This is a genomic window from Bacillus yapensis (assembly GCF_005280205.1).
Classification (GTDB): domain Bacteria; phylum Bacillota; class Bacilli; order Bacillales; family Cytobacillaceae; genus Robertmurraya; species Robertmurraya yapensis.
The window spans coordinates 167,647-194,358 of the sequence record NZ_SUND01000008.1 but is presented as its reverse complement, the minus strand read 5'-3'; the positions used below and the strand labels follow the sequence as shown (position 1 = coordinate 194,358).

The 26,712-nt window shown below is 37.9% G+C and carries 26 protein-coding genes; 7 read left to right on the top strand and 19 right to left on the bottom strand.

Annotated elements, in window-relative coordinates; all coding sequences use genetic code 11:
* Positions 1-299 (top strand): transposase (locus tag FAR12_RS11780; RefSeq protein ID WP_170972177.1); only part of this gene is annotated, 299 nt, incomplete at its 5' end.
* 498 nt (positions 300-797) lie between these two features.
* Here FAR12_RS11780 and FAR12_RS11775 read toward each other — a convergent pair.
* The 5 genes from FAR12_RS11775 to FAR12_RS11755 all read right to left on the bottom strand — a co-directional run bounded on the left by FAR12_RS11775 (position 798) and on the right by FAR12_RS11755 (position 6,569).
* Positions 798-1,736 carry an ABC transporter ATP-binding protein gene (locus FAR12_RS11775; protein ID WP_126408863.1) on the bottom strand — a complete coding sequence of 313 codons (939 nt, stop codon included), beginning with the start codon at positions 1,734-1,736 and terminating at the stop codon, positions 798-800.
* Complete coding sequence (locus tag FAR12_RS11770; RefSeq protein ID WP_126408862.1) at positions 1,737-2,780, bottom strand: ABC transporter ATP-binding protein; 1,044 nt, start codon at positions 2,778-2,780, stop codon at positions 1,737-1,739.
* A gap of 20 nt (positions 2,781-2,800) precedes the next feature.
* Positions 2,801-3,823 (bottom strand): oligopeptide ABC transporter permease, encoded by a 1,023-nt coding sequence (gene opp3C / locus FAR12_RS11765; RefSeq protein ID WP_126408861.1) that lies wholly within the window; start codon positions 3,821-3,823, stop codon positions 2,801-2,803.
* Positions 3,823-4,752 carry an oligopeptide ABC transporter permease gene (opp3b, locus tag FAR12_RS11760; protein ID WP_126408860.1) on the bottom strand — a complete coding sequence of 310 codons (930 nt, stop codon included), beginning with the start codon at positions 4,750-4,752 and terminating at the stop codon, positions 3,823-3,825. The genes opp3C and opp3b overlap by 1 nt, the downstream gene beginning before the upstream one ends.
* A gap of 131 nt (positions 4,753-4,883) precedes the next feature.
* Positions 4,884-6,569 carry a peptide ABC transporter substrate-binding protein gene (locus FAR12_RS11755; RefSeq protein WP_126408859.1) on the bottom strand — a complete coding sequence of 562 codons (1,686 nt, stop codon included), beginning with the start codon at positions 6,567-6,569 and terminating at the stop codon, positions 4,884-4,886.
* Between the two features lie 266 nt (positions 6,570-6,835).
* On the opposite strand from FAR12_RS11755, the gene FAR12_RS11750 reads away from it, so the two are divergent.
* Positions 6,836-7,195 (top strand): DUF3899 domain-containing protein, encoded by a 360-nt coding sequence (locus FAR12_RS11750; protein WP_170972176.1) that lies wholly within the window; start codon positions 6,836-6,838, stop codon positions 7,193-7,195.
* Positions 7,196-7,249: 54 nt separating this feature from the next.
* Complete coding sequence (gene trpS / locus FAR12_RS11745; RefSeq protein ID WP_126408857.1) at positions 7,250-8,239, top strand: tryptophan--tRNA ligase; 990 nt, start codon at positions 7,250-7,252, stop codon at positions 8,237-8,239.
* 123 nt (positions 8,240-8,362) lie between these two features.
* On the opposite strand, the gene FAR12_RS11740 is transcribed toward trpS, so the two are convergent.
* The 9 genes from FAR12_RS11740 to FAR12_RS11700 form a co-directional block, all read right to left on the bottom strand.
* Entirely contained in the window at positions 8,363-9,109 is a 747-nt protein-coding gene (locus FAR12_RS11740) for a YjbA family protein (protein ID WP_126408856.1), read from the bottom strand.
* A gap of 157 nt (positions 9,110-9,266) precedes the next feature.
* Positions 9,267-11,156, bottom strand: a complete 1,890-nt coding sequence (locus FAR12_RS11735) for an oligopeptide ABC transporter substrate-binding protein (RefSeq protein ID WP_126408855.1) — start codon at positions 11,154-11,156, stop codon at positions 9,267-9,269.
* 15 nt (positions 11,157-11,171) lie between these two features.
* A complete protein-coding gene (locus FAR12_RS11730) occupies positions 11,172-12,077 on the bottom strand; it encodes an ABC transporter permease (protein WP_126408854.1) in 906 nt (301 codons plus the stop codon).
* A 28-nt stretch (positions 12,078-12,105) separates the two neighbouring features.
* On the bottom strand, positions 12,106-13,068 hold the full coding sequence (gene opp4B / locus FAR12_RS11725; protein ID WP_126408853.1) for an oligopeptide ABC transporter permease: 963 nt from the start codon (positions 13,066-13,068) through the stop codon (positions 12,106-12,108).
* 5 nt (positions 13,069-13,073) lie between these two features.
* Positions 13,074-14,006 carry an ABC transporter ATP-binding protein gene (locus tag FAR12_RS11720; protein WP_126408852.1) on the bottom strand — a complete coding sequence of 311 codons (933 nt, stop codon included), beginning with the start codon at positions 14,004-14,006 and terminating at the stop codon, positions 13,074-13,076.
* A complete protein-coding gene (locus FAR12_RS11715) occupies positions 13,993-15,009 on the bottom strand; it encodes an ABC transporter ATP-binding protein (RefSeq protein WP_126408851.1) in 1,017 nt (338 codons plus the stop codon). The genes FAR12_RS11720 and FAR12_RS11715 overlap by 14 nt, the downstream gene beginning before the upstream one ends.
* Before the next feature lie 255 nt (positions 15,010-15,264).
* Positions 15,265-16,011 carry a DUF2268 domain-containing putative Zn-dependent protease gene (locus FAR12_RS11710; protein ID WP_126408850.1) on the bottom strand — a complete coding sequence of 249 codons (747 nt, stop codon included), beginning with the start codon at positions 16,009-16,011 and terminating at the stop codon, positions 15,265-15,267.
* 192 nt (positions 16,012-16,203) lie between these two features.
* Positions 16,204-17,445, bottom strand: a complete 1,242-nt coding sequence (fabF, locus tag FAR12_RS11705; protein ID WP_126408849.1) for a beta-ketoacyl-ACP synthase II — start codon at positions 17,443-17,445, stop codon at positions 16,204-16,206.
* A 34-nt stretch (positions 17,446-17,479) separates the two neighbouring features.
* The gene (locus FAR12_RS11700) at positions 17,480-18,412 is read right to left on the bottom strand and encodes a beta-ketoacyl-ACP synthase III (RefSeq protein ID WP_126408848.1); all 933 of its coding nucleotides are present in this window, start codon (positions 18,410-18,412) and stop codon (positions 17,480-17,482) included.
* 200 nt (positions 18,413-18,612) lie between these two features.
* Here FAR12_RS11700 and FAR12_RS11695 point away from each other — a divergent pair, with 200 nt between their 5' ends.
* Positions 18,613-18,990 carry a hypothetical protein gene (locus FAR12_RS11695; protein ID WP_126408847.1) on the top strand — a complete coding sequence of 126 codons (378 nt, stop codon included), beginning with the start codon at positions 18,613-18,615 and terminating at the stop codon, positions 18,988-18,990.
* Positions 18,991-19,021: 31 nt separating this feature from the next.
* Here FAR12_RS11695 and FAR12_RS11690 read toward each other — a convergent pair whose 3' ends face one another.
* The 3 genes from FAR12_RS11690 to FAR12_RS11680 form a co-directional block, all read right to left on the bottom strand.
* Positions 19,022-19,987, bottom strand: coding sequence for a BMP family ABC transporter substrate-binding protein (locus FAR12_RS11690; protein ID WP_126408846.1), 966 nt, complete (start codon positions 19,985-19,987; stop codon positions 19,022-19,024).
* Between the two features lie 140 nt (positions 19,988-20,127).
* Complete coding sequence (locus tag FAR12_RS11685; RefSeq protein WP_126408845.1) at positions 20,128-20,931, bottom strand: NAD-dependent epimerase/dehydratase family protein; 804 nt, start codon at positions 20,929-20,931, stop codon at positions 20,128-20,130.
* 87 nt (positions 20,932-21,018) lie between these two features.
* Positions 21,019-21,759: a lipase family protein gene (locus FAR12_RS11680; protein ID WP_126408844.1), complete on the bottom strand. Its 741-nt coding sequence runs from the start codon at positions 21,757-21,759 to the stop codon at positions 21,019-21,021.
* 218 nt (positions 21,760-21,977) lie between these two features.
* Here FAR12_RS11680 and FAR12_RS11675 point away from each other — a divergent pair, with 218 nt between their 5' ends.
* The gene (locus tag FAR12_RS11675) at positions 21,978-22,151 is read left to right on the top strand and encodes a YjzD family protein (RefSeq protein ID WP_126408843.1); all 174 of its coding nucleotides are present in this window, start codon (positions 21,978-21,980) and stop codon (positions 22,149-22,151) included.
* A 73-nt stretch (positions 22,152-22,224) separates the two neighbouring features.
* Here the strand turns inward: FAR12_RS11675 and clpB are convergent, their stop codons facing one another.
* Positions 22,225-24,819, bottom strand: coding sequence for an ATP-dependent chaperone ClpB (clpB, locus tag FAR12_RS11670; protein ID WP_126408842.1), 2,595 nt, complete (start codon positions 24,817-24,819; stop codon positions 22,225-22,227).
* 109 nt (positions 24,820-24,928) lie between these two features.
* Positions 24,929-25,120 (bottom strand): YjzC family protein, encoded by a 192-nt coding sequence (locus FAR12_RS11665; RefSeq protein ID WP_126408841.1) that lies wholly within the window; start codon positions 25,118-25,120, stop codon positions 24,929-24,931.
* 223 nt (positions 25,121-25,343) lie between these two features.
* Here FAR12_RS11665 and FAR12_RS24085 point away from each other — a divergent pair, with 223 nt between their 5' ends.
* Together FAR12_RS24085 and FAR12_RS11660 are read left to right on the top strand one after the other, a co-directional pair.
* Positions 25,344-25,865 (top strand): helix-turn-helix domain-containing protein, encoded by a 522-nt coding sequence (locus FAR12_RS24085; RefSeq protein ID WP_342772317.1) that lies wholly within the window; start codon positions 25,344-25,346, stop codon positions 25,863-25,865.
* Positions 25,769-26,710, top strand: a complete 942-nt coding sequence (locus FAR12_RS11660) for an IS3 family transposase (protein ID WP_342772318.1) — start codon at positions 25,769-25,771, stop codon at positions 26,708-26,710. The genes FAR12_RS24085 and FAR12_RS11660 overlap by 97 nt, the downstream gene beginning before the upstream one ends.
* Positions 26,711-26,712 lie beyond the last annotated feature (2 nt).

Here is a 26,712-nt window from a genome sequence, read left to right as displayed (position 1 = left end):
AAAATGAATTCATTGAACGCTTTGGGGATAATCCTAAGCTTGAAAAGGCTATTCAAACACTAGAAGATGGCTTCGAAGATGCCATTCAGTACTTAAATGAGCCAGTTAGGTTTCAACAATTCATACGTAGTACAAATTCATTGGAACGCCTAAATCAAGAGGTTAGAAGAAGGGAACAAGTTATCCGTATATTTCCGAATACTCAATCCGCATTTAGATTGATTGGAGCTGTTCTCATGCAGGTAAACGAGGAACAATCGATGAAACAAATTACTAGAGGAAAACCAAGAAAAAAATAGGCTAAACTACCTTTCCATATGTGGTGGAAATGCCTAATTTCGAATTGACATTGAGCCTCCAGCGGGCATGAAATAAAGCCAGGAAGCCAGGAGTTTTACAACACCTGGCTCGCCCTCCAGGCTATCATGCCCGCCTCTCAATATAAATTCGAAATAATTCTTGCTTACTATACAAATTTTTAGTTTAGTTAAAAATCCATTGTTGACACTTTTACACAAGATTAAGGACTTGACTCAATCTAGCTAATAGTTGTCATTCATCTCCTGTTTGATTGACACAATTCTCACAATCTAGCTAATAGTTGTCATTCATCACCTACTTGACTGACACAATTCTCACAATCTAGCTAATAGTTGTCATTCATCACCTGTTTGATTGACACAATTCACTCGTCCACAGCTATATTTGTCAATCCTATGGTGAGTGGTAGTTTCAAAAGTACACTGTTGCCCTCAGCACAAAAAGAAAAACGATCTCGTTTTTGAGATCGTTTTTTATTATTTGTATTGTGCCTTGTATTGCTCGAATTCCTTTTCAGAACATTGGACAAAATGACCAGGCTTGATTTCACGGAACTGAACATTGTCACCTTCGCTATAATTATGAACCTTCGGATTGTACGTTTTACGCTTACGATTGCGCTCATAATTTGGATCCGGTAATGGAATAGCTGACAATAAAGACTGTGTATAAGGGTGAATCGGATTATTATAAAGTTCATCTGCAGGTGCAAGCTCTACTAATTTACCGAAATACATAACCCCAATTCGATCACTGATGTATTTCACCATGGAAAGATCATGAGCGATGAATAAATACGTAAGTCCTTTTTCTTTTTGTAGCTTTTTCATTAGGTTAACAACCTGAGCTTGAATCGAAACGTCAAGAGCTGAAATTGGCTCGTCCGCGATGATGAATTCCGGTTCAACAGCAAGTGCACGGGCAATACCGATACGCTGTCTTTGTCCACCAGAAAATTCATGAGGATAACGATTCGCATGCTCTTTATTTAATCCAACCGTTTCTAATAATTCCACAACTCGATTCATGCGCTCTTCTTTTGTCTTCGCAAGACCATGAATATCGATTCCTTCGGCAATAATATCAGATACCTTCATACGCGGGTTTAAAGAAGCCTGCGGATCCTGGAAGATCATTTGCATTTTACGATTGAAATCTTTCAACTCTTGTTTCTTCTTCTTACCGTGAACATCTACTCCGTTGAAGATGACCTCACCATCAGTCGCATCATACAAGCGAATGATCGTACGTCCTGTTGTGGATTTTCCACATCCAGATTCTCCTACTAAGCCTAATGTTTCACCTTTGAAAATATCGAAGGAAATATCGTCTACCGCTCTTACTTCATTCGGTTTCCCAATATTAAAATATTGCTTGAGATTTTTAATTTCCACTAATTTTTCATTGCTCGCCATTTACTTTCCCTCCTTTATATCAAGGAATTGACGTTGGCGTCTTTGTACTGCAAGTGGTGGCTCAACCTTTGGTGCATCTGGGTGTAATAACCATGTTGCAGCATAATGCGTATCAGACACCTTAAACATCGGTGGCTGTTCTTCCAAATCAATCTTCATCGCATATTCGTTACGAGGTGCAAATGCATCTCCTTTTGGCGGATGAAGTAAATTTGGTGGTGTACCAGGAATTGCATAAAGCTCTTCATCCTCAGTATCCAATGTTGGCATTGAGCTGATTAAGCCCCATGTATACGGATGCTGCGGATTATAGAAAACTTCATCGACTGTTCCGATTTCAACAATTTTACCACCATACATTACCGCCACGCGGTCTGCAACGTTCGCAACAACCCCAAGGTCATGGGTAATGAAAATGATCGAAGTATCAATCTTCTTCTGTAAGTCCTTCATTAACTCAAGAATTTGCGCTTGAATGGTTACATCAAGAGCTGTTGTTGGTTCGTCTGCAATTAGCACCTTCGGATTACACGCTAAGGCAATCGCAATGACAACACGCTGTCTCATACCACCTGAGAATTGATGTGGATATTGATTGAAGCGAACTTCTGGATTTGCAATTCCAACCAACTCAAGAATTTCAATCGCACGCTTTCTTGCAGCTGCTTTGCTAAGCTTTTGATGCTTTACAATTGGTTCAATAATTTGCTTCCCAATCGTCATCGTTGGGTTAAGAGATGTCATTGGATCCTGGAAAATCATCGAAATATCTTTTCCACGTACCTTTTGCATCGCTTTGTCAGAAAGCTTCGTAAGATCTTTACCTTCAAAAAGAATTTCCCCACTCTTAATGTCTGAGTTTGATTCGGGTAAAAGACGCATAATTGCCTTTGATGTAACAGATTTCCCTGAACCTGATTCACCAACAATCGCTAGTGTTTCCCCTTTATTTAAATCAAAATTCACTCCACGGATAGCTTGTACCTCTCCTGAAAAAGTGTGGAATGAGATATGCAAATCATTTACTTCTAATATTTTCGTCACTTTAATTCACCTGCCTTTTTCTAGTCACGCATTTTCGGATCTAATGCATCGCGTAATCCGTCTGCAACCATGTTAAAGCAAATCATAATTAAGCTTATCACGATTGCCGGGATAATCATTTGGTAAGGATAAAGCTGTAATACTTTGAATCCATCATCAATTAACGTACCTAATGAAGCCAACGGTGGCTGCAATCCTAATCCAATAAAGCTTAAGAATGCTTCAAAGAAGATCGCATTAGGTATTGTAAACATTGTGTTGATAATAATAACACCAGCTAAGTTTGGTACTAAATGCTTGCTAATAATCTTTCCATTAGATAAACCTAGAGTTCTTGCAGCTAATACATATTCTTGATTCTTCAGCTTTAAAACTTGGGCACGGATAACCCTGGCCATTCCGACCCATCCCGTGATTGTTAATGCAATGGTAATCGATAAAATACCTGGATCCATAACGATAATCATTAAGATTACAACAATTAGGTTTGGAATACCGACAAGTATTTCAGTAATACGTTGCATAAAATTATCTGTTCTTCCACCAACGAAGCCAGAAATCGCTCCATAAAGAACACCGATAACCATATCAATAGCTGCCGCTAAGAAAGCGATATATAGAGATACTTGCGTACCTTTCCATAGACGAGTAAAAATGTCACGACCTAAACTATCAGTACCTAACCAATAGTAATTATCGACATTTTTCATCTCGTAAGCATTATAAACATCGCCATTTTTTCTCGTTAATTCCCCATCAAATGGAAGCCAGCTTACTTTTTCCAAAACAGGAATTCGCGGTGGCAAATTGTTATGCTTAATATTTTGTTGATCAATTCCATAATTTGTTAACAGAGGTCCAACAAGTGCCATAATCGTTAAAAGAACGAGAATGACCATACTTACAATAGCCCCTTTATTTTTCTTCACTCGTAGCCATGCATCCTGCCAATAATTTAAACTTGGCTTTGAAATTTCCTCGCTTTTCGTTGCATCGACTTCAGCGGGTAGAAACATTTCTTTTGCAATTTTTTCTTGTGACATTATTTTTTCCCTCCCGCTAAACGAATTCGCGGATCAATGACTCCATATAGCAGATCGACGATCAAAATAACTACTACAAACAGTGCAGCAAATAAAAGCGTAGTACCCATAATTACAGGATAATCATTTATCGTAATCGATTTAACAAATTGCTCCCCGATTCCTGGAATACCGAAGATTTTTTCAATAACCAATGAACCAGTCATCAAGCTTACTACTAATGGCCCTAATACCGTAACTACCGGAATTAGTGCGTTTCTTAGTGCGTGCTTAAAGGCAATCTCAAACCAGCTTGCACCCTTTGCTTTTGCAAGAGTGATATAATCCGATTCCATTACTTCAATCATTTCCGTTCTTACAAAACGAGAAGCTGTTGCAAGTGGGAACATTGCTAAGGCAATGGTTGGTAGTACCATGTATTCTGGACCGCGCCAGAATGCAACAGGGAACCAGCCCAATTTTACCCCTACATAATATTGAAGCAATCCAGCAAAAACGAATGAAGGAATGGATTTACCTAATACAGCGATAAACGTTGAGGAATAGTCCACCCATGTATTCTGTTTTAGTGCAGAGATTACACCTAAAATAATTCCAAAGAAAGTTCCAAAAAGAATCGCCAAGGCTCCAAGTGTTGCTGATGGACCCAAGCTGTTCACAATTATGTCTGTTACTCCCACATTATTAAATTGGAAGGAAACACCCAAATCACCTTTTAATAAGTTCAACAAATAGTTGGCATATTGTACGGGAACTGGTTCATCCAGACCGTATTTATCTATCATAATGCTCAGTTGTGCTTCTGATAATTTACTCGCATTCGAAAATGGCGTACCTGGAATAATTTTCATGAGGAAAAATGTTAACGAGGCAATTAAAAAAAGAGTTATGACCATGTAAACGAAACGCTGAGTCAAATATTTTGCCATCTTTTGCACCCCCTAATATTTCAAAATCTCTAAAAAGTTTGATAGTTCTCTCACAAAGGGAAAAGAGAGTATATTGTCATGAACAATATACTCTCTTTTTACAACGTCTATCATTGTAATTGAAACAAGTATTATTTTACTGAAGTCCACTTGAAGCTGTATTCAGGTCCTACTAAGTGGTAAGTAAAGTTTTCAACTTTTTCACTTACAAGTAAGTTAGAAGAACGTTGATATAAAGGAGCAATCGCTGCATCTTCTTCAAGTAGAATTTTTTCAGCTTCAGCAAGTGCTTCATAGCGCTCAACCGGAGATTGAGCTAAAGTTGTTTGAGCGTCTTTTACAAGTTGGTCATACTTCTCGTTAGAGTAGTCCATCTTGTTGTTTCCGCCACCTGTTAACCAAAGATCAGAGAATGTCATTGGGTCTAAGTAGTCAGGTCCCCAACCAGCCATTTGTAAATCGTAATCCTGTGCATTTTCACGGTCTAAACGTACGCTGAATGGTACACTTTCAACTGTTACTTTGATTCCAGGAAGATTAGTTTCTAATTGGTTCTTAACATATTCTGCTGCTTTCTTAGCACTTTCAGTGTCATCACCTAAGTATCTAACTTCAACAGAATCAGTGCCTAGTTCAGCTAAACCAGCTTCCCAAGACTTCTTAGCTTCGTCAACATTGTAAGGTAATAATTCGTTTCCGTTGATTGAACGGAAATCTTCACCAGTTTCATCATTCTTAACAAATTCGTTTGGTACAGCATAGTTCGCTACGATTGAACCGTTAGCTAATACACCATCTACGAAATCTTGCTTGTTAATTGCTTGTGCAATTGCTTTACGAATATTTACATTTTTCAATGCAGGGTTATTCTTTTGGTTCATTTTCAACCAGAAGATTGTTGGTTCTAACCAGTTAAGTAATCTTTCGTCACCCTCATATTGAGGTACTACATCAGAAGAAAGCTTACCAGTGATATCAACTTCACCTGTCTCAAATGCGTTTGCAGCAGCTTGAGATTCTTTTAATACATTCCATGTAAGCTTTTCTAGCTTAACAGTGTCTGCATCCCAATATTCAGTATTTTTAGCATATACCCATTCTTCATCAGTACTTCCATCCCATTCAGAAAGAACGAATGGTCCGTTGTATAATACATTTTCAGCTTTTAGGCCAAAATTTTCACCTTGTTCTTCAACAAACTTTTGGTTTTGTGGATAGAACGTTGGGAACGCCATTAAAGATTTGAAATAAGGAATTGGTCTTTCTAATGTAACTTCAAGAGTCTTGTCGTCGACAGCTTTAACACCTAAAGTGCTAAGGTCGTATTCTTTCTTTTCTGCTGCAGCAGCGGTAATTTCAGCTGCACCTTTAATTTTACCATCCATCATGTATGGACCGTATGGAGATGCATTTTCTGGGTCAATCGCACGTTGCCAAGCATAAACGAAATCGTTCGCTGTAACAGGCTCACCGTTAGACCATTTTGCATCCTTTAATTTAAAAGTGTAAACTGTTCCATCTTCGCTAATTGTAGGCTCACCATCTGCCACACCTTCAACTACCTCTTGGTTTGGATCAAGGCGGTATAAACCTTCGTTAACGTTGTTTAATGTTGTGAAACTTACAGTATCTTGAGCCATTACGCTATCCATAGATGGAATTGCAGTAGACTCCAACATTTTAAGTTCTTGAACAGCTGCTGTGTTATCAGCACCTTCTTTGTCTTTACCAGCATCATCTCCGCCACCACAAGCAGCAAGGAATGAGCTGATTACTAGCATTAAAGATAAAAGTAGAAAATATTTTGACTTTTTCACTAGTATGCCTCCCCTTTTTATATTTTCTGAAAAATGGTTACAATGACTATTATACAGATAATATTTTCATTGTAAATTGTTTTTCTGAAAAAATTTTATTTTACAGAAATATTAGTAATTTAATCTTTACAATTTTGTAAAAAGTTGTAATAACTTAATTTTGAAGGTTTATACTTAAATTTCCGCTTGCTTAATCTTGTGTTTTAATTACTACTTTCCTGTATAATGTTATTTTACAAACAACATTTTTTCGCGAGGTCGATATTTTGAAAAAACAAATAATTAAGACTATTCTTTTATTTCTGATTTCTCAAGTAGCCGTATTCCTCCTTTCTCTTCTCTATAATAAGGAGATTACGTTGCTCCACTATATTAATATTTCTTTTTATATTGGGAGCTTATTCATATTAATTTCATTATTATTTTTTACTGTTAGAAGTGGGTTCTTTGATGCAGTAACGAAATCATTCCGGCAAGTTTTCGCAGGAAAGAATGTGAAAAAATCGGAAATTGAAGAAATGACTCCTCCATCGGAAATGATTTCTTTTAATGTATTACCTTTCCTATTAAATGGAATCTTGGTTACGGGTGTTATGCTTTTAGCTTTGTACATCTATTCATTTTAATTTCTCCTGTAAAAATGGTATAATTTATGAATTGAGAAATAGGAGGAAACAAGGATGCAAACGATTTTTTCAGGAATTCAACCAAGTGGTACGATTACGCTTGGAAACTATATTGGAGCATTGAAGCAATTCGTTGAGCTACAGGACGAATATAATTGTTATTTTTGCATTGTCGATCAACATGCGATAACAGTGCCACAAGATCCTACCCAGCTTCGAAAAAACATCAGAAGTCTAGCTGCTCTTTATTTAGCAGTCGGAATTAATCCAGAGAAGGCGACTCTTTTTATCCAATCGGAGGTTCCAGCACACGCGCAAGCTGGATGGATGCTACAATGTGTGACTTATATTGGTGAGCTTGAGAGAATGACTCAATTTAAGGACAAGTCTGCAGGTAAGGATGCCGTTGTTGCTGGTCTACTTACATACCCACCGTTAATGGTCGGAGACATTCTACTATATAGTACAAATCTTGTCCCTGTTGGAGAAGATCAGAAACAGCATCTGGAGCTTACTAGGGATTTAGCGGAAAGATTTAATAAGAAGTACAATGATATTTTCACCATCCCTGAGGTTCGTATCCCTAAGGAAGGGGCACGTGTTATGTCACTTCAGGATCCTCTTAAGAAAATGAGCAAATCAGATCCTAACCAAAAGGCATTTATTTCTTTATTAGATGGTCCAAAACAAATCGAGAAGAAAATAAAGAGTGCTGTTACGGATTCTGAGGGTATAGTCAAATACGATAAGGAAAATAAGCCTGGTATATCGAATCTTTTATCGATTTACTCAATCTTTACTGGTAAGTCTATTTCTGATATTGAGAATGAGTATGAAGGTAAAGGATATGGAGACTTCAAAGGTGATTTGGCTACAGTTGTTGTTGAAGCTTTAGAGCCTATTCAAAAGAAATACTATGAACTAATTGATAGCCCTGAATTAGATGCCATTTTAGACCGCGGTGCTGAAAAAGCCAATGCGGTCGCTAACAAAATGCTTAAGAAAATGGAAAGAGCAATGGGCTTAGGAAGAAAGAGAAAGTAAATTTTCTTTACGGTTATGAGAGAACAGCAAAAGTCCAATTCACGGTAGAATTGGACTTTTTTGTTTAGATGATAATTTCTTGACGATTCAAGTGGTCATGCATTTCTTAGCCACTGTCCCAATTTAATTCACCTTCGGACCATGCTCCATTTCCCAAAGTTTTTCAAAAAAAGGTTGTCCCTTTATGATATTTTCGCAAAACTGCTCATGCTTACTCGACCAGCTATATTGTGTTTCCTCAAATAATTCGTTCCATGCTGCTTCAAAATCTAAATCCTGAATTTCCCCATAACGTTCTGGACTCCATTCTGTTAGCCAGTAACGAATTTCAGCAACATTATCACATGCACGAAGCTGATCTAGGGCCATAAACAATAACTGCTTTAACTGTCTTTCTTTTCGGGTTAGTCCGCTCATCAATTCTGGTGATGGAGATAAAATATGAAATTGTTTAAGAGTCGAACCATCATTGAATTGATAGTCAATTGGATCATGATTTTCAATCATTTCATACACCAATTGCTCCTGCCTTGGAATAAGTCTACTTTTTCGAATAGGAATGTTATAACCAATGGTATCCACTACTAATATCCCGGCACCGTCTGTAACAATAAAGCAATAATCAAGTTGAATACGTTCATGATTTTTTCGTAAGTACGCCTTCTGATAAATATCGTCTAATAATTGTTGCGGTAGCTCTGATAAATCATTTTCTATGTAGTTGAATAATGTAGAGTTTATTTTCACTAGCGGTACTTGGTCAAGTAGTTCAACGCCGTCGTCCTTGCGCCATTCATGAAAGTGACATACATTGTATCCATTTTCTTCTCCCTCAAACCAGTTCACCCATACATCATGAAGATATAACATGACACTACCCCTCACTTCATTAACTCTTTGTCACTAAGTATGGGCAGTGTCAGGCTAATTTATTCCCATAAATACCACCTTAAGCCATTTTCTATTTTTCTTGGATAAAAACTAAAAAAGGGGCCCGCACGAATGCGAGCCTCTTCCTTCATTATTATTATTCAGCTTGAAGAGCTTCTTCTTGTGTAACAGCAATTTCATTTAAGTAAATGCCAGTTCCATCACCAACAGCATAGTTTAGAACGCGGTTATTAACCGGTACAACGATTGCACGATATAGTGTTGGGAATACAGGTACTTCTTCTACCATGAATTGTTGCCACTCATTATAAGCATCCTTACGGAAATTAACATCAAATGCTTCCTTAGAAACACCTTTTGCCATTAACTCATCGTTTTTATCACTATGATAACGAGAGAAGTTGTAAATTGCATCTTGACCATATAATCCACGAGGATCTACGTCAATACCAACACCCCAAGCACCTTGATAGATGTCGACTGCAGGATCATCATCACCGTTTTGTCCTACTCTCTCATAGAAAGAGTTGAACTCCTGTAAGCGTCCATCTAATAATTCTACTTTTAATCCTACAGCAGCCCAAGATTGGATATAGTATTGTGCTAGTGGTTCTGCTGTGTCTCCACCAGACATTGAAGCAAAGTTAATTACTAATGGTTCACCATTTTTATCTTCACGAACGCCATCGCCATCAACATCTTTGTAACCAGCTTCGTCTAATAATTGTTTTGCCTTTTCTGGATCATATTCACGACCAGGATTTGATGCATCGTGGAATTCTGGGTGTGACGGTGGAATTAAAGTAGTCGCATTCCAACGAAGACCATGATAGAATTCTTTACCTACTGCATCGTTGTCAACAGCATGCCACATAGCTTGACGTAATTTCACATCTGCCATTTTTGCATTTGGATCTGGCTTAACTACGCCAGCTTCTTTATCCCATGTACCTAATTTAAAGCCAATATACGTATATGCACGGTCAATCGTCCCTAAGAATTCAACGTTAGACATATCTGCATTATCTGGATATTGGTCAACGTTAAATGCACTTACTGTATCAACTTCACCTTTTTCTAAAGCCTGTACAACTACGTTCGGATTGATAACTTTTACTGTTACCTGGTCTAGCTTAGGTTCACCGCGCCAGTAATCAGGATTTTTCTTTAATACTACTGCTTCACCAGGAGTGATGCTATCTACGATGAATGGGCCAAAACCAATTGGCTTTTCACGTACTTCTGGAGATGAAGAAATATCAGCTACCGCCATATCACCAAAGATATGCTTTGCTAGAGGGTAAGTCCAAATACTACCAGTTACAAGAGATGGAGTAGATTGGATATAAGTAATTTGTAAAGTCTTGTCATCTAATACTTCGATACCAGAGATTTTATCTGCTTCACCGTTATGGTACGCTTCCACACCAACGATGTTTGTGAAATCAGAACCATAACGTGGACCATCATAATCTTTATTAGAAATAACTTCATGAGCAAATAACCAATCTTCTGCAGTTACAGGCTCACCATCGTGCCAGTTAACATTGTCTTTAATTTGGAACTTAATTGTTACACCATTTTCAGCTACTTCAGCTGCTTGGTCTGCAGGTAAAGTTGCAAGAACTGCTTCAGAAACTGCATCTTGTGGCTCATATGTTGCAGCACCATCATTTGTGTAAACATAGTTTGCATCCCATGTTAATAAACCTTCGTCAAACCAGGATAAAATTTGTGCATCAGGATCTCCAGAGTAGAAGTTCCAGTTTAAAGTTCCTTCAAATGCAGTATCAGAAACTAATCCGAAAGTGAAATTTCCGCCTTCGATTGCTTCTCCTTCATTTGTCTTCACATTTGTGAAATCATCGATGGAAAATAATCCATCCTCTTTTTCTTCCGTTTTCTTGTCTGTGTCGTCAGTGGTTTCTTTGGAAGTTTCCTTGTCGCCACCAGTACAAGCAGTTAATACTAGTAAAAACACTAGCATAACAGCTAACAGAAGCTTACTGAATTTTGCCTTCTTCATTGTATTGCCTCCCTTTTATCCTCTTCTTTGTCTTGCGTCGGTCGCACGTTTTAACGCTTGCCCGACATTATTTATACTTAACATCAATACTAAAATAAGTACGGATGCAGGTACCCAAACCCACCATCTAAATTCCAATGTCTGAGGATTTCTTGCATATGATACAAGAGTACCTAAACTTGGAGTACTCTCAGGAAATCCAAATCCTAAGAATGATAGACCAGATTCTAGACCAATATTAGCTGCCAAATTTAATGTCATCGTAACGATGATTAACGAACTTAAATTTGGCAGTACTTGTGTAAACATAATTTTCAAATCAGATGTACCTAGCGTTTTCGATGCTTGTACATAGTCGAGTTCTTTTTCTTGAAGGGCCTTTGAACGAATCAATCTGGCAATTCCCATCCACAAAAAGGCCGTCATAATTAACGAGAATGAAAGAATACCATATTTCGGAACAATCGCCACAAACACGATAACAATCATTAAAAAAGGAAGTACTTGAAAAAAATCAAGAATTCTCATCAAAATATTGTCGGTTGTTCCACCAAAATAACCAGCTACCATTCCAAAAATAATGCCTATTACACCAGTCATGACAGTTACCATTATTCCAATGGACAATGAATTACGTGTTCCAATAATCAATTGTCCAAATACATCTCGACCACCATAATCTGTACCTAATATATGTGTTTCAGAAGGTGGTTCATGTATGGAGAATAGATCTACCGTAACAATTTCCTCCTGGTTTAAGAAAAAGGAAACCCCATAGACCAAAATGATAATTACAGTAAGAAGAATTAGTGAAAATAAAGCTAATTTATCACGCACAATCTCTCGTCCAACAATTTTCCATCCTGATGGACTAATCGCGACTTCTTTGTCATTGACGAGTTCAACTTTGTTCATTTCCATTTTGAATCACCTCACAGTTTACAAATGCTTATTTTATTCGAATACGTGGGTCTACAAGGCTTAATATAATATCTGAAAGCAATGCTCCCAGAATGGATAAGATTCCAAATAATAATACAAGAGCTGTTACGACACTATAGTCACGAAGAAGAATGGAATTCAAGAACAGTTGCCCCATGCCTGGGTAGCCGAAGATGTTCTCGATAAAAATGGAACCCCCAATTAAACCTGTGATTTCATATCCGAGAAAAGCCGCAATCGGTAACAGTGAATTTCTTAAAATATGACGATTATACACTCGTGATTCAGAAGCACCTTTTGCTCTTGCTGTAAGAATAAAATCCTTCTGCTTTGTATCAATAATCTCACTTCGTAGATATTGTACTGTTGAAACTGTTGTAATCAGAGCCATCGATAGGGCAGGTAATAACATATGATAAATCTTGCTCATAATGTATTCGAACGTGCCTGGTTCTATGCCAGGCTCGACACTTCCACCTGTTGGGAAAAGGTCTAAATAAAAGCCAAATACCCAAAGCATCACAAGTGCGAAAATAAAGATCGGCATCGCAAAACCGATATATGTATAGCCTGTAATTAAACGGTCAGACCATGAATCATTGTATCGACCACTTGTGATCCCAAGTGGAATGGCAATTAAATAAGTTAAAACTAGTGTAAGTAAGGAAAGCCAAAATGAGTTGACAATTCTTTGCCAAACCAATTCACTAACATCCATTTTAAAATGGAAGGACTGTCCTAAATCACCCTGAAATACTCCACCCAGCCATCTTGTATACTGTTGATACCATGGGTCGTTTAAACCAAGTGCTTCACGCTTTTCAGCGATCGTATTCGGATCAATGTTTGGGTCAACCATTCCTGATAAAGCATCCCCTGGCATCATTTTCGCTAGGATAAAAACAATAATACTAAGTAAAAGTACTTGCGGTATCATGGTTACGATTCGACGTAAAGTAAATTTCCACATAACATTCAACCTTTCTCAGGCAAAGCCACTAGATGTGTGTTAGATACGGGCTGCAATTGATAGGCTAAGCCCTCGCTATCAAAGTATTTATTGAATGCCTGTTCATATTCTTTCTTGACTTCTTGACGAAATTGAAGATGCTGACTACGGTTCCGTGGATTGATATCTGGAATCGCAGCAACCAATCGTTTCGTATAAATATGTTGAGGATTGTTAAAGATATCTTCCTTCGTACCTGACTCTACATATCTTCCTTTGTACATGATCCCTATCTCATCACACATATGTTTAATGACACCGAGGTCATGACTGATAAACAAGTAGGTTAAGCCTAATTCTTTTTGAATATCTTGCATGAAGTTCAACACCTGGGCTTGTACCGAAACATCCAACGCAGAAACTGGTTCATCGGCAATAATTAATTTCGGCTTGAGTGCAATTGCTCTCGCAATTCCAATCCGTTGCCTTTGTCCACCAGAGAATTCATGCGGATATTTCAAACTACTTTCTGGGCTCAAACCGACTAACTCTAGTAATTCTTGTACTCGCTTTTGCTCTTCGCCCTTCGTTAACTTTTCATAGTTTCGTAGTGGCTCAGCGATAATATCACTTACTCGTTTTTTCGGATTAAGAGATGAATATGGATCCTGGAAGATCATTTGAATATCTCTTCTGATGTCTTTGCTCGCACGATGAAGATCCGTAATTTCTTGTCCGTCAAACAAGACCTTCCCAGAGGTAATCTTATTTAATCCGATAATCGCGCGACCGGTAGTAGTCTTACCCGAGCCTGATTCCCCTACTAATCCGTAGGTCTTTCCTTTTTCAATTGAAAACGAAACTCCATCTACCGCTTTGACATAACCTTGCGTTCCCCCAAAGAATCCCCCACGGATTGGAAAGTGAACCTTTAAATCGTTAACTTCAAGAAATGACATGGTTGTGTTCCTCCTTCTGTCCATCAGGGAAATGAAAATCCTTATAGCACGTGCAGCGCACAAAATGACCTGGGCTTACCTCGTGCAATACAGGATTTTTCTCATGGGCTGATTCAGAAATCCATGGAATTCTTGCACTAAAACGACAGCCTTCACGAGGAAGGTTCTGCAAGGATGGAACCACCCCTTGAATCACGTGTAGCTTTGATTGTTCCTCATTTGCAGTAGGGACAGAGTTTAATAGAGAACGAGTGTATGGATGTAATGGATTTTCAAACAACGTATACACATCAGCTATTTCAACAATTTGTCCCGCATACATGACGGCTACTCTGTCAGCCATCTCTGCCACAACCCCTAAATCATGGGTGATGAGAATAACGCCTGCTTGCGACTCTTCCTTAAGTTCCTTCATCAGGTCAAGAATTTGCGATTGAATTGTCACATCTAGAGCTGTTGTCGGTTCGTCCGCAATAAGTAGCTCTGGATTATTCGCAATCGCCATTGCAATAACAACCCTTTGTCTCATTCCACCAGATAGTTCATGTGGAAATTGATTGTATACATGTTCAGCTCCAGGAATTCCCACTTTATTTAAAAGTTCAATAACTCTTCCTTTTCTTTTGTTCACTGAAAGGTTCTTATTATGTATCAGTAATATCTCACCAATTTGATCACCGATCATCATTAGAGGATTTAGGGCTGTTAATGGGTCTTGAAAAATCATCCCCATGTCCTTGCCACGTAAAGCATTCAATTGTGACGTATTAAATCCCGCAATATTCTGACCTTTGAATTTAATTTCACCCTCAATTTTGGCCCGATTGTGTAATCTCATAATTGAAAACGCTAATGCGCTCTTGCCACATCCTGATTCTCCTACGATGGCGAGTAGCTCATTTTTATTAACTGTTAAAGACACATCATCAACAGCTGCATAATGTTCGTCCTTGATTCGAAAGGATGTTGTTAAATGATTGATTTCTAAAATTGGTTCACTCAAAATAATCCTCCTAACCCCTCCGGAGCGTGAATCTCATACATGCACTGAATCTACTATGTTGATTCAACACTAGATGAAGAGAACTTAACTTGAAGGCTCGTTTTTATTTGATTTTCAATTATTCTGTAAATTCATTTGATTTATTAAAATATTATTACAAAATTGTTAAAATCGCAAGATATTTTTAACAATTTCTAAAGTTCTATTTATTAAAAATTATAAATGTTTTTAGAAAGCCATTTACTTCATGGGATTTCAGGCGTTTTTATTACTGTTTATGAAATTTTCGGCTTCCGAATAAAAATTTATTTTTCTAGAAAAATTATTATTCTCGTTTTTGTTTCTTCTCGTAATGTAGTATCCGAGAGCATATCCAATTAGCTTCGGAAATCCCCCTCGCCCAAATAAAATTCGGTCGTGAAGAGTATCCTTTCTACTTGTATGAAGAATGTCCTTTTTTAATTCATTCCAATATTTTTCCAATTCTTTATCTGTGTAATATTCGCACCATTTTGCTCGATACTTTCTTCCGCAGTAATGCTCAACAGCATGTTCAGCCAAGCCCTCTAACACCATTGAATCAAGAAGTTTATAGTCTTTTGCGTCCTTCTTTTGCCGATTTAATCTACATACGTGATGATATTCATGAATAAACAAGGCTTCTAACTCTTTTGGGTCCTCGAGCGGCGGTACAAATAAATACATCGATTCCTTAAAAGAAACCCCACCCTTGTTATTTGTTCGACTCGGAAAAATATATATATCAACATCATCGCCATTCCATTTTTTTCGGTATTCTTTATGGAGGTTCGCGACCTTTCCCCAGATTTTGTCTTCCTTGAGCTGTTTGAAATACTCCCATGTTCTTTGGGTTGGCTTGTACATCCCAAATTGCTGTAAGTACGAGTAAAAATCCGTTGGTTCATCCATCATTCGCTCAATTATTTTTACAGGTTGATCAAAGTCTCGGCTAAGCCATTCATCCGTTTCGATTACCCCCATCAATTCATCCTCCAGCCAATTTTTACATTAGTCTATGAGACTTGTGGTAGAAGAGTGAAAAAAGAATGGCCCTAGAATGGCATGAACACTTGAATCAGCCCCTCAATTTGATCGTATTCCCCTAACAACAGAAAAAGACCCTCCCAAAAAGGTCATCTAATTACCTTTTCGGGAGGGCCTTACCTTATCCTATTATCCTTCGTATTTACGGAAAGCAATCGTTGCATTATGTCCGCCAAAACCTAATGAGTTACTAATAGCAACATTGACTTCCTGCTTTCTTGCTTGATTTGGAACATAATCAAGATCACATTCTGGATCTGGAGTCTCTAAATTAATTGTTGGAGGAAGGATTGAATCCTTAATTGCCATAACTGCAAAAATGGCCTCAACGCCTCCAGCAGCTCCTAACAGGTGACCTGTCATCGATTTTGTCGAGCTAATAGGTACCTTATATGCATGCTCTCCAAACACTTCTTTGATTGCTAATGTTTCAAATTTATCGTTGTAATCTGTGCTAGTACCATGAGCATTGATGTAACCAACTTCTGCAGGCGTAAGTCCAGCATCCTCAATTGCCATTTTCATCGCGCGCGCGCCACCTTCACCGCCTGGTGCTGGAGCTGTAATGTGATAAGCATCTCCAGTTGCACCATAACCAACGATTTCAGCATAAATTTTAGCCCCACGAGCTAATGCATGCTCAAGCTCTTCTAGAACTACAATTCCTGCTCCTTCTCCCATAACAAAACCATCTCTGTTTAAGTCAAATGGACGGCTCGCTGTTTTTGGGTCTGGATTTGTAGACAATGCTTTGTTTGCACTAAAGCCAGCCATTGCCATTCTTGTAATCGGAGCTTCAGCTCCACCAGTAACCATTGCATCCGCATCGCCTCGTTGGATAACCTTAAAAGCATCTCCAATTGAGTTCGTACCTGTTGCACAAGCCGTTACCGTACAAGAGTTGAATCCTCTTGCTCCTAATGTAATGGAAACCTGACCAGTTGCCATATCTGGAATCATCATTGGAACGAAGAATGGACTAACTCTGCGGTAACCTTTATTTAAAAATATTTCAAATTGGTTTTCGAAAGTTTCCATACCACCAATACCAGAACCAATCCAAGTACCAACTCGATGAGAGTTTTGTTCGTTAATCTCAAGTCCTGAATCTTTAACAGCCATTAAAGAAGCTGCCACTGCGTATTGAGTGAAACGATCCATTTTTCTTGCATCTTTTTTATCAATGAACTCTTCTACATTGAAATCTTTAATCTCAGCAACAACCTTTGCTGGATACTCATCAGGATTCAATCTCGTTAAAAAGTCTACCCCTGAAACTCCGTTAATAATATTATTCCATGTTGTTTCGACGTTGCTTCCTAGCGGTGTAACAGCCCCTACTCCAGTAACAACAACTCTTCGTTTCGTCATAGTTTCAATCTCCTTTGCTCAAAAAATCTGTTATTTATTTACCCCATCTTAATGCGATTGCTCCCCAGGTTAAACCTCCACCGAAGCCTACCATTACAAGAACATCATCGTCTTTAATTTTTCCGGCTTCCAACTCTTCTACAATCGAGATTGGAATGGAAGCTGCGGATGTATTCCCATATTTATGAACGGTCTTCGACATCTTCTCGATTGGTAGCTCCAATCGTTGTCTAGAAGCTTCCATAATCCGAATATTTGCTTGATGTGGGATTAGCATATCCACATCTTCCTTTGTGAGTCCAGCTTTTTCTAAAACATTAACACTGCTTTCTCCCATTTGTCGTACAGCAAACTTAAACACTTCTCGTCCATTCATTATAATATATTCGTCTTGATAGAGATGTTTTCCTCCTGTTCCGTCCGCTCCTAACTCAAATGCTAAAATTCCGCGGTCTCCAGAAACCTTACCCATGACAACTGCACCAGCTCCGTCTCCAAACAGTACAGCAGTGCCTCTATCATCAAAATCGGTAATCTTTGATAATTTTTCTACACCAACCACTAAAACGTACTTGTATGATCCGCCTTCAATAAACTGCTTTGCGGTTACCATTCCGTACATAAAACCGGCACAAGCAGCACTTATATCCATTGCAGCAGCATTTACCGCACCAAGTCTTTCTTGGATTTTACAAGCGACAGATGGAAATGGAACATCTGGTGTTACAGTAGCAACTAAGATTAAACCAATTTCCTCAGGGGATATTTCCGCATTTCCAATCGCATTTTTTGCTGCATTGAAAGCTAAATCAGATGTGTCTGTATCATCATCTGCAAATCTTCTCTCTTCAATCCCTGTTCGAGTTCTAATCCACTCATCAGAAGTATCCATAATCTTTTCAAAATCAGCGTTCGTCACTACTTTTTCAGGCACATATCTACCAATTCCAATTACACCTGCATTCATAAAGTCAACACCCTCCGTGGTTTATAAAATATATTATTTTCTCTTTTTATTATCAATTATTATGACTTGGTACTAATTATTTTAACAAGTTAATGTTTTAACTGCAACTTTTTTTAAATTCTCCCTTCTCCAGTAAGTTATTCCACGTTTGTCTATACATTAACTACACGAAGTCATAAATTATTAGGAAGAGGTCATGTATGGTTGCTTTTGAAGCTGACTCGTTAAGATCTCGCTTACCTATAGGAGGTGCTTTTGAAATGGAAGAAGAGAACAAACCCTATCAAGATCCCATTTCAAAATTTATGTTTGGTGCGCGTTTTGATGAAAAAGAAGAAGATACAGAACCTGAGGAACAAAGAGAACGTGATTGGTTATTTGGAAATCGTCCTTCACGCTCTAAGAGTTCCGAACAAGATCCACTCAATCAAATTCCGTTCATAGGAGAACGCCTCCAAAATCTTGATTACATGGAAATCATGCAGCATGTCGATACTTTAATGAACTCAGCAAATGAATTAAAGCCTCTGTTTAGAAAAATTAAACCCGTGCTTTTAGATTTCCTTCAAAAAAAATAAACTGCCTATCAAAAATGACAGGCAGTTTTTCTTAATCTTCATGATTAGGTAACTTTCCAGTTTCCTTATAGGATTCAATCATCTCATTCAACGATTTCTTAAATTCCTCGTCCACAAGAGGGCTGAACTTTCCTAAAGAGATAACATCTTCTTGAAAATCGAAGGACAGATTCCCTGAGTCAAGCTTCCCCTTATTAAACTCATCAGCTACTAACTCATAAAGGGTATCGACATGCTGAACAGTACTGGTCAATACCGTTGACTCTCCCAAATCTGATTGGTCTGAGACAAACCCGATTGCAAAAAGATTGTGCTCTTTAATCTTTTCAATGACAGGAACATTATATCCATCTCCAGCAGGATAGAAGACGTCGATATCTTTCCCAAGCATATTATCTAATATGTCGAGTGCCCGCTTGTCATCGTCCCATTGCCAAACATATTGGATATCTACATCTACATCTTTATTTTGAAACAAAGCCCCTTCATAAAAGCCCTCTACTTCTGGTTGCCATTCATATGCTGCGATTATCCCTAATTTATTTGTCTTTGTCATGTGACCTGCTACCATACCACCAAAAAAACCCATCGCATACGCATCAAAATTTAAACTGGTTGTATTTTCTTTCGTAGCATCTCCGTTAAAACTAACAAAATGAATATGAGGATACTGATCGGCAAGCTTATTAAAATATTCGGCGTATTCTTGCCCATGGCCAAAAATTAAGTTAACGCCTTTTTGATCAAATTCTTTTACTGCTCTCTCAGCAATAGCCTGTGAATTGATTCCTTCTTTATAATAAACATCCACATCAAAATGAGATTGGATTTTAAGCATTCCCTTATAACCCTTAGTCCCCCATACTTGATCATTTACGCTTTCTGTAACTAACAACCCTGCTTTTTTCAACTTTCCTGAAGCTAAAGGTTGTCCACATGCTGATAATGTATAAAGGCATAAAAGAATAATCGCGAACAGCCCTAATCTCTTTTTCATTCTTTTTCCGCCCTTCAAAAAAAATAATATAATGGCTCTTTATACCTAGTATGATCGGTATATCTCTTTAATTCTACATTTATCGTGAAAAATTGAAAAGTATTTTTTCTCCGTATTGGTATTTCAACATATACATCGTTTTAATCTTCAAAGCGCAAAGATTGCATCAGTCTCTTTTGCCTCATTAAGCCTTCTTCAATCGAGATGGATGGTTCTACGATTCTTTTCACCCCATCAAAGGTAATCCTTTTCTCATCAATTGGCTGATGGGCTAGTTTCAATTGCGCTGCAACCTGCATCCATTGATCTTTCTCTTTATTTATTAAAAGATATCTGTCATTTCTTTCTTCAATTATTTTCAAAACTGCCTCGACCATATCCTCCACATAGATTGCATCCCCAGTCCATTCCCGCTGAGTATAATTCCATTGTTTAACTTCATCACTGATTGCTTGATGAAAAAGAAATTCCTTCGGCTGCCATGGACCATAAATGGTAGGCAAATAGATTTCTTGAACCGGTACTTCAAGCGATTCAAGTAAATTTTGTAACTGTTTCTTCTCTTCTTCAAACATGGAATGAGACAACAGAGAGATAGGTAGAAGAAACACTACTTTGTTCTTGCTATTGTCTAATTTCTCAAAAACATTATTCAAACTTTCATTCTTTAGGACTTTCTCTTCCCTTTCTTTCATAAAAAAATCATAAAAATCGACGATCCATACATTTTTAAAAGAATCAATATCCTCTATTTCTAACGAATGCAGTTCACATTCTGAAAAATTTGCATTCCTTCCGATATGTAACCGCATTTCTTCTATTAAATAATCATCATCGGTAGAGACTAACTGAACACCAACAACCTCTTTCCCGTCATCTAAAATCTTTTCACAAAAATGAAATCCTAAAAATTCAAAAGCCCCGATAATATATGTTATTTCCATGACAAAAAAGCCTCCCTCGAGCAAACTCTTAATTCATCCTATGCTCTAGAAGGCTTGATTATTTCCATTCATATCGATTCATCGATATTACAAAACTCTTTCGTTCTCCTTCATAAAATTGACCAAATAGTAATCCAAACGTTCTTTTTTTTCAGGAACAAGATAGGTGATTGTAACTGGTGCTTGCTCGTTTTTCCACTTAACCGACAGATTCTTCAACAAATTGGACTGCTTATATGCTCGATTCCCTGAAAGCACATGAATAATTTTCAATGGAACATCCGAGTTTAAAGTTGGACTGTCATCGTCAGGATTACTAATGATTTCGACAATCTGATTGCTTTCCGTATTATAAGAAGAGGAAAGCTCCTTTAAAAGCTTTTTATAGAAAAATTTATGTTCTTTTTCCTGTTCTAGGTGATATTTTAGAGAAAGAACTGGATTCAACAGTACAACCGAGCGAATATTCCCTTTCATTTCTTCTAGCAGCTTAAGTGCTACTAAGGCTCCCATTCCTTCAGCGAATAAATGGATTTTATTATTTATAATCTCTGTTCGGATGACAAATTCATATAAGCGCTTAGCCAAATGTACCGCTTTGTCACTGCCCCAATTCTTCCCATACAAATTCGAATAGAAAACGGTGTAGCCTTGTTTCTTCAGCCTTGAAATAAGGGCTAATTTCCCTTCGTTTTGCGTCCAAAAGCTTGTTTTCTCATCAACAAAATGCCTTTCATCACCAATGATAAGGATACCGAAACCAGTAGGTTTTTCGGGATAATGAATCATATTCCATTCGGTATCCAGTTTAAAGTTTCGGTGCTCCATACGAAAAACTCCTTTAGCAATTTTTACTCTTATTAATGTATGACGGGAACATTAAAGTGTAAGGGAATTTGCCTAGTTCTGGATGATTTCTTTCTTAAATTGTTTGATTTATTTTGATTGTGTAAGCGGTACATCACCCTATATATCAAGTTTCACTTTAACAATCATATTCCCTATGGTAGAATGAAAAGGATGTTAAATAGTAAGAGGTGAATACGGTGAAATACTTTTGGACTTTTTTCTGGACATTCGCTCTAATTCAAATGTTAACGTATGTAGCAGGCGCTATGATGGGAACAGCATTTAATTTTACAACAGGTGCCGTGATGGCAGTAATAGCAACGATTATCATTTTGGTCGCTCCTGCTATTCTACCGAACGAGCCAAGCTGAAACGAAACTCATTAATAGGTGAAAAAAAGTCATCCTGGACAAAAATGCTAGGATGACTTTTTTCGTGTTTGCTTTACTTAATTTTTATTGTATCGCCCTCAAGAATTATCTGTACAGAACTATTTTCACCGATTTTTCCTGCAATAATTTCCCGTGCTAACATTGTCTCAACATTTCGTTGGATAAATCTTTTTAAAGGTCTAGCTCCGTATACAGGATCAAAGCCATTTGCTGCAATATATTCTTTTGCTTCTTCTGTTATGCTCAAATCAATTTGTTGATCTGATAATCTTTCTTTTAATTGTGTAATCAATTTCATGACAATTTCTTTGATATTATTCAATGTCAACGGCTTGAACATAATCACTTCATCGACTCGGTTTAAGAATTCAGGTCGAAAATGACCTCTAAGTTGAGACATGACATTATCCTTTACTTCCTCTGAAATACTTTCACTCTCACCTTGTCCATCTAATAAAAAGTGTGAGCCGATATTTGAGGTCATAATAATAACCGTATTTTTAAAGTCAACCGTGCGTCCTTGAGAATCAGTCGCACGTCCATCATCTAGCATTTGCAACAAAATATTAAACACATCTGGATGCGCTTTTTCGATCTCATCTAATAGGATGACTGAATATGGCTTGCGTCGAACAGCCTCCGTTAGTTGTCCTCCTTCTTCATAGCCTACATATCCTGGAGGAGCCCCTACGAGTCTTGATACTGAATGCTTTTCCATGTATTCAGACATATCGATACGAATGATTTGCTCTTCACTATCAAATAACGATTGAGCCAACGCTTTCGCCAATTCTGTTTTTCCGACACCAGTGGGACCAAGGAAAATAAACGAACCGATTGGGCGATTCGGATCTTTTATTCCAGCTCTTGCTCTTAAAACAGCATCTGAAACTAATTGCACGGCTTCATCCTGTCCGACAACCCGTTCGTGCAAAATGTTCTCTAATCGCAACAGCTTTTCTCGTTCACCTTCCACGAGCTTAGCAAGAGGAATCCCTGTCCATCTTGCAACAATATTTGCAATTTCCTCTTCTGTTACTTCTTCCCGTAATAAACGCTCTCCCGCTTGTTTGCTTACTTCTTCTTCAAGTTCTTTCAATTCTTTTTCCAACGTAGGTATTCGCCCGTGGCGAAGCTCGGCTGCCTTATTTAGGTCATAGTTATTTTCCGCATCCTCTAGTTCTCTTCGTAATCTTTCGAGAAGCTCACGCTTTTCTTGAACCTTTTGAATGCCTTCTTTTTCGGCATGCCATTTAGCTTTCATGGAATTGGCTTTATCTCTCAAATCAGCAAGCTCTTTTTGCAGAGCTTGAAGACGATTCTTACTTTGGTCATCGACTTCCTTTTGCAAAGCAGCTTCTTCAATCTCTAACTGCATCACTCGTCTTGTTACTTCATCCAACTCGGTTGGCATCGAATCAATTTCTGTCCGAATCATCGCGCATGCTTCATCTACTAAATCGATGGCCTTATCTGGTAGAAAACGGTCAGAAATATAACGGTCAGACAAAGTCGCTGCTGTGACAATAGCTCGGTCATGTATATTCACACCATGGTGAATTTCAAATCGTTCTTTTAGACCTCGCAAAATAGATATCGTGTCCTCTACGTCTGGTTCTTGAACAAGCACCTGCTGAAAACGTCGTTCTAAGGCAGGGTCCTTTTCGATATATTTTCGATGCTCGTCAAGGGTGGTAGCCCCAATACAATGAAGTTCTCCACGAGCAAGCATCGGTTTTAACATATTTCCCGCATCCATTGCCCCTTCTGTCTTTCCTGCACCGACGATCGTATGAAGCTCATCAATAAAGAGAAGAATTTTCCCTTCACTTTTCTTGATTTCGTTTAAGACAGCTTTTAATCTTTCTTCAAATTCTCCGCGAAATTTTGCCCCAGCAATTAGAGAACTCATATCAAGAGAGAATATAGTCTTGTCCTTTAATCCTTCTGGAACATCTTTTCTCACAATACGTTGTGCAAGTCCTTCAACTATCGCTGTTTTTCCGACACCTGGTTCCCCGATTAGAACAGGATTGTTTTTCGTTTTCCTCGATAAAATTCTGATGACATTACGAATTTCGCTGTCTCGGCCAATAACCGGATCTACTTTGCCGGCTTTAACTTCCGCGACTAAATCACGTCCATATTTTTTTAACACATCGTATGTTGCTTCAGGGTTTTGTGAAGTCACCCTCTGATTCCCCCTAATCGTTTTTATTTCTTGTAATAATACCTCATAGGTGATTTGATGTCGTTTTAGAATTTCATTTATGTTTGACTGCTGTAGCTTTGCTGCTGCAAGTAGCGTGTGCTCAACAGATAGAAATTCATCTTTAAAAAGATTCATTTCTTTTTCAGCTTCTGTAATTAATTTTTGTAGGGTATTTGTGATGTAAATCTTGCCTTGTTCGATACCACTTCCTGATACTTGTGGCTTTTTCTGAAGCAAACGATTGAGTTCATCGGAAAAAGTCTGTGAAGGGAGGTGGACCTTTTCTAGAATTGCTGCAATTAAGCTATCGTCTTGCTCCATCAATGCTAAGAACAAATGGACATCATCAATTTCTTGATGTTCGTTTGAAGTTGCCATAGACTGTGCACTCATAATGGCTGTTTGGAGTCGTTCTGTCATTTTATTTAAATCCACTTTCATTCCTCCTTTGACCTTTTTTGACCTTTAATTTTATTATATCCTTTTTATCCCATATGTAAAGCCATCCTTTTTACAGGATGGCCGGTTTGTAAGTATTGTCATTTCAACCTGAGTCTCGTGGTTTTGTTTTGTAGGACCATTGGCGATTATGGTTGGAGTTTTCAGGGAAACGGTCCCCGGCTTTAAGTTTGATCCTTTTCGGATTCATCACGCCGTCCCCTTCTTCTCCTATTTCTACATATATTCCATTGTTAGGCGCTTTTTGTCCTGCACGGAATCGATGCTGTTGTCCCATTTATACTCTCCTTTCCTCGAAGTTGCTTTTAGTATTTCCTTTTGAGTGGCTTTCATGAATGAACAGTTTATAATTTGATGAGGTCATTGATTTCATATTTTTAGACAAAGCCTCATTTAAATGAAAATATCAGACGTTTACAAATGATTCAAAAAAAAGCCCGCTCATGAACTGCACCCCGATAGTTAGACACTTAAATCTAACTATTGGAGGTGCTTTTCTTTTGGCCAAATTTACAGCGGAACAAAAAATTAATGGAGTAAAAGAGTATTTAAATGGTAGTGAAGGACAAAGAATCATTGCGGATAGAATTGGTGTAGATGAATCTGTACTTCGCAATTGGATTAAGCAATATGAACTTCACGGAGAGGATGCTTTTGTAAAACGCTATACAAATTATTCTGCTCAATATAAACTAGACGTACTAAACTATATGAACGATAATGGGACGTCTATAAATGAAACAGCTGCCATTTTCAACATCCCTTCTCCCTCAAGGGTCTATCAATGGTTAAAGTCTTATGAAGCTGGAGGAGTAGATGCCCTTATTTCAAAGAAAAAGGGGCGCTCTCCAATGAAAAAAGAAAATCAAAAACCAACCAAAAAGGGAGATTCAAAAGAAGTAACCGTAGAGGCTCTACAGGAAGAATTAGAACGTTTACGTATGGAGAATGCCTATTTAAAAAAGTTGAATGCCTTAGTTCAAAACAAGGAAAAATCACCAAACAAGACAAAGCACAAGTAGTCTATGAATTAAGGCATGAATTTCCGGTGAAAGCTCTTATTAATCTGGCAGGTATCCCTCGTAGTACTTATTACTATTGGGTGAAGAACTTCGATCGCCCCGATCCAGATGCAGAGCTAAAAGTATTAATTCAATCTATCTACGATGAACATGAAGGACGGTATGGATACCGCCGTATTCGTGATGAACTAAGAAATAGAGGGCATGTAGTAAACCATAAAAAAGTACAACGTCTTATGAAAGAACTTGGTCTAAAATGTTTAGTTCGTATGAAAAAATATAAATCTTATAAAGGGACTGTAGGAAAGACCGCTCCAAATATTTTAAATCGTAATTTCAAGGCGGAAAGACCCAATGAGAAATGGGTTACGGATATTACGGAGTTTAAATTGTTTGGGGAAAAGCTATATTTATCACCGATTTTAGATTTGTATAATGGTGAAATTATTACGTATACGATTGGCTCAAGACCAAGATACTCACTTGTTTCAACCATGTTAGATCAAGCTTTTGAATGTTTACAAGATGATGAGGGTGAGGAACTCCTTCTTCATTCAGACCAAGGCTGGCACTATCAAATGAAGCAGTATCAACACGCATTAAAAGGAAAAGGAATTACACAGAGTATGTCACGAAAAGGAAACTGTTACGATAACGCAGTTATCGAAAATTTCTTTGGCATTTTGAAATCAGATCTTCTTTATCTAAAGGAATTTGAAAATGTGGAACACTTTAAGCAAGAGCTAGAAAAGTATATTGAGTACTATAATCACAAACGAATTAAGGCAAAATTAAAAGGCATGAGCCCGGTACAATACCGAGTTCATGCCCACCAAGCTGCCTAATG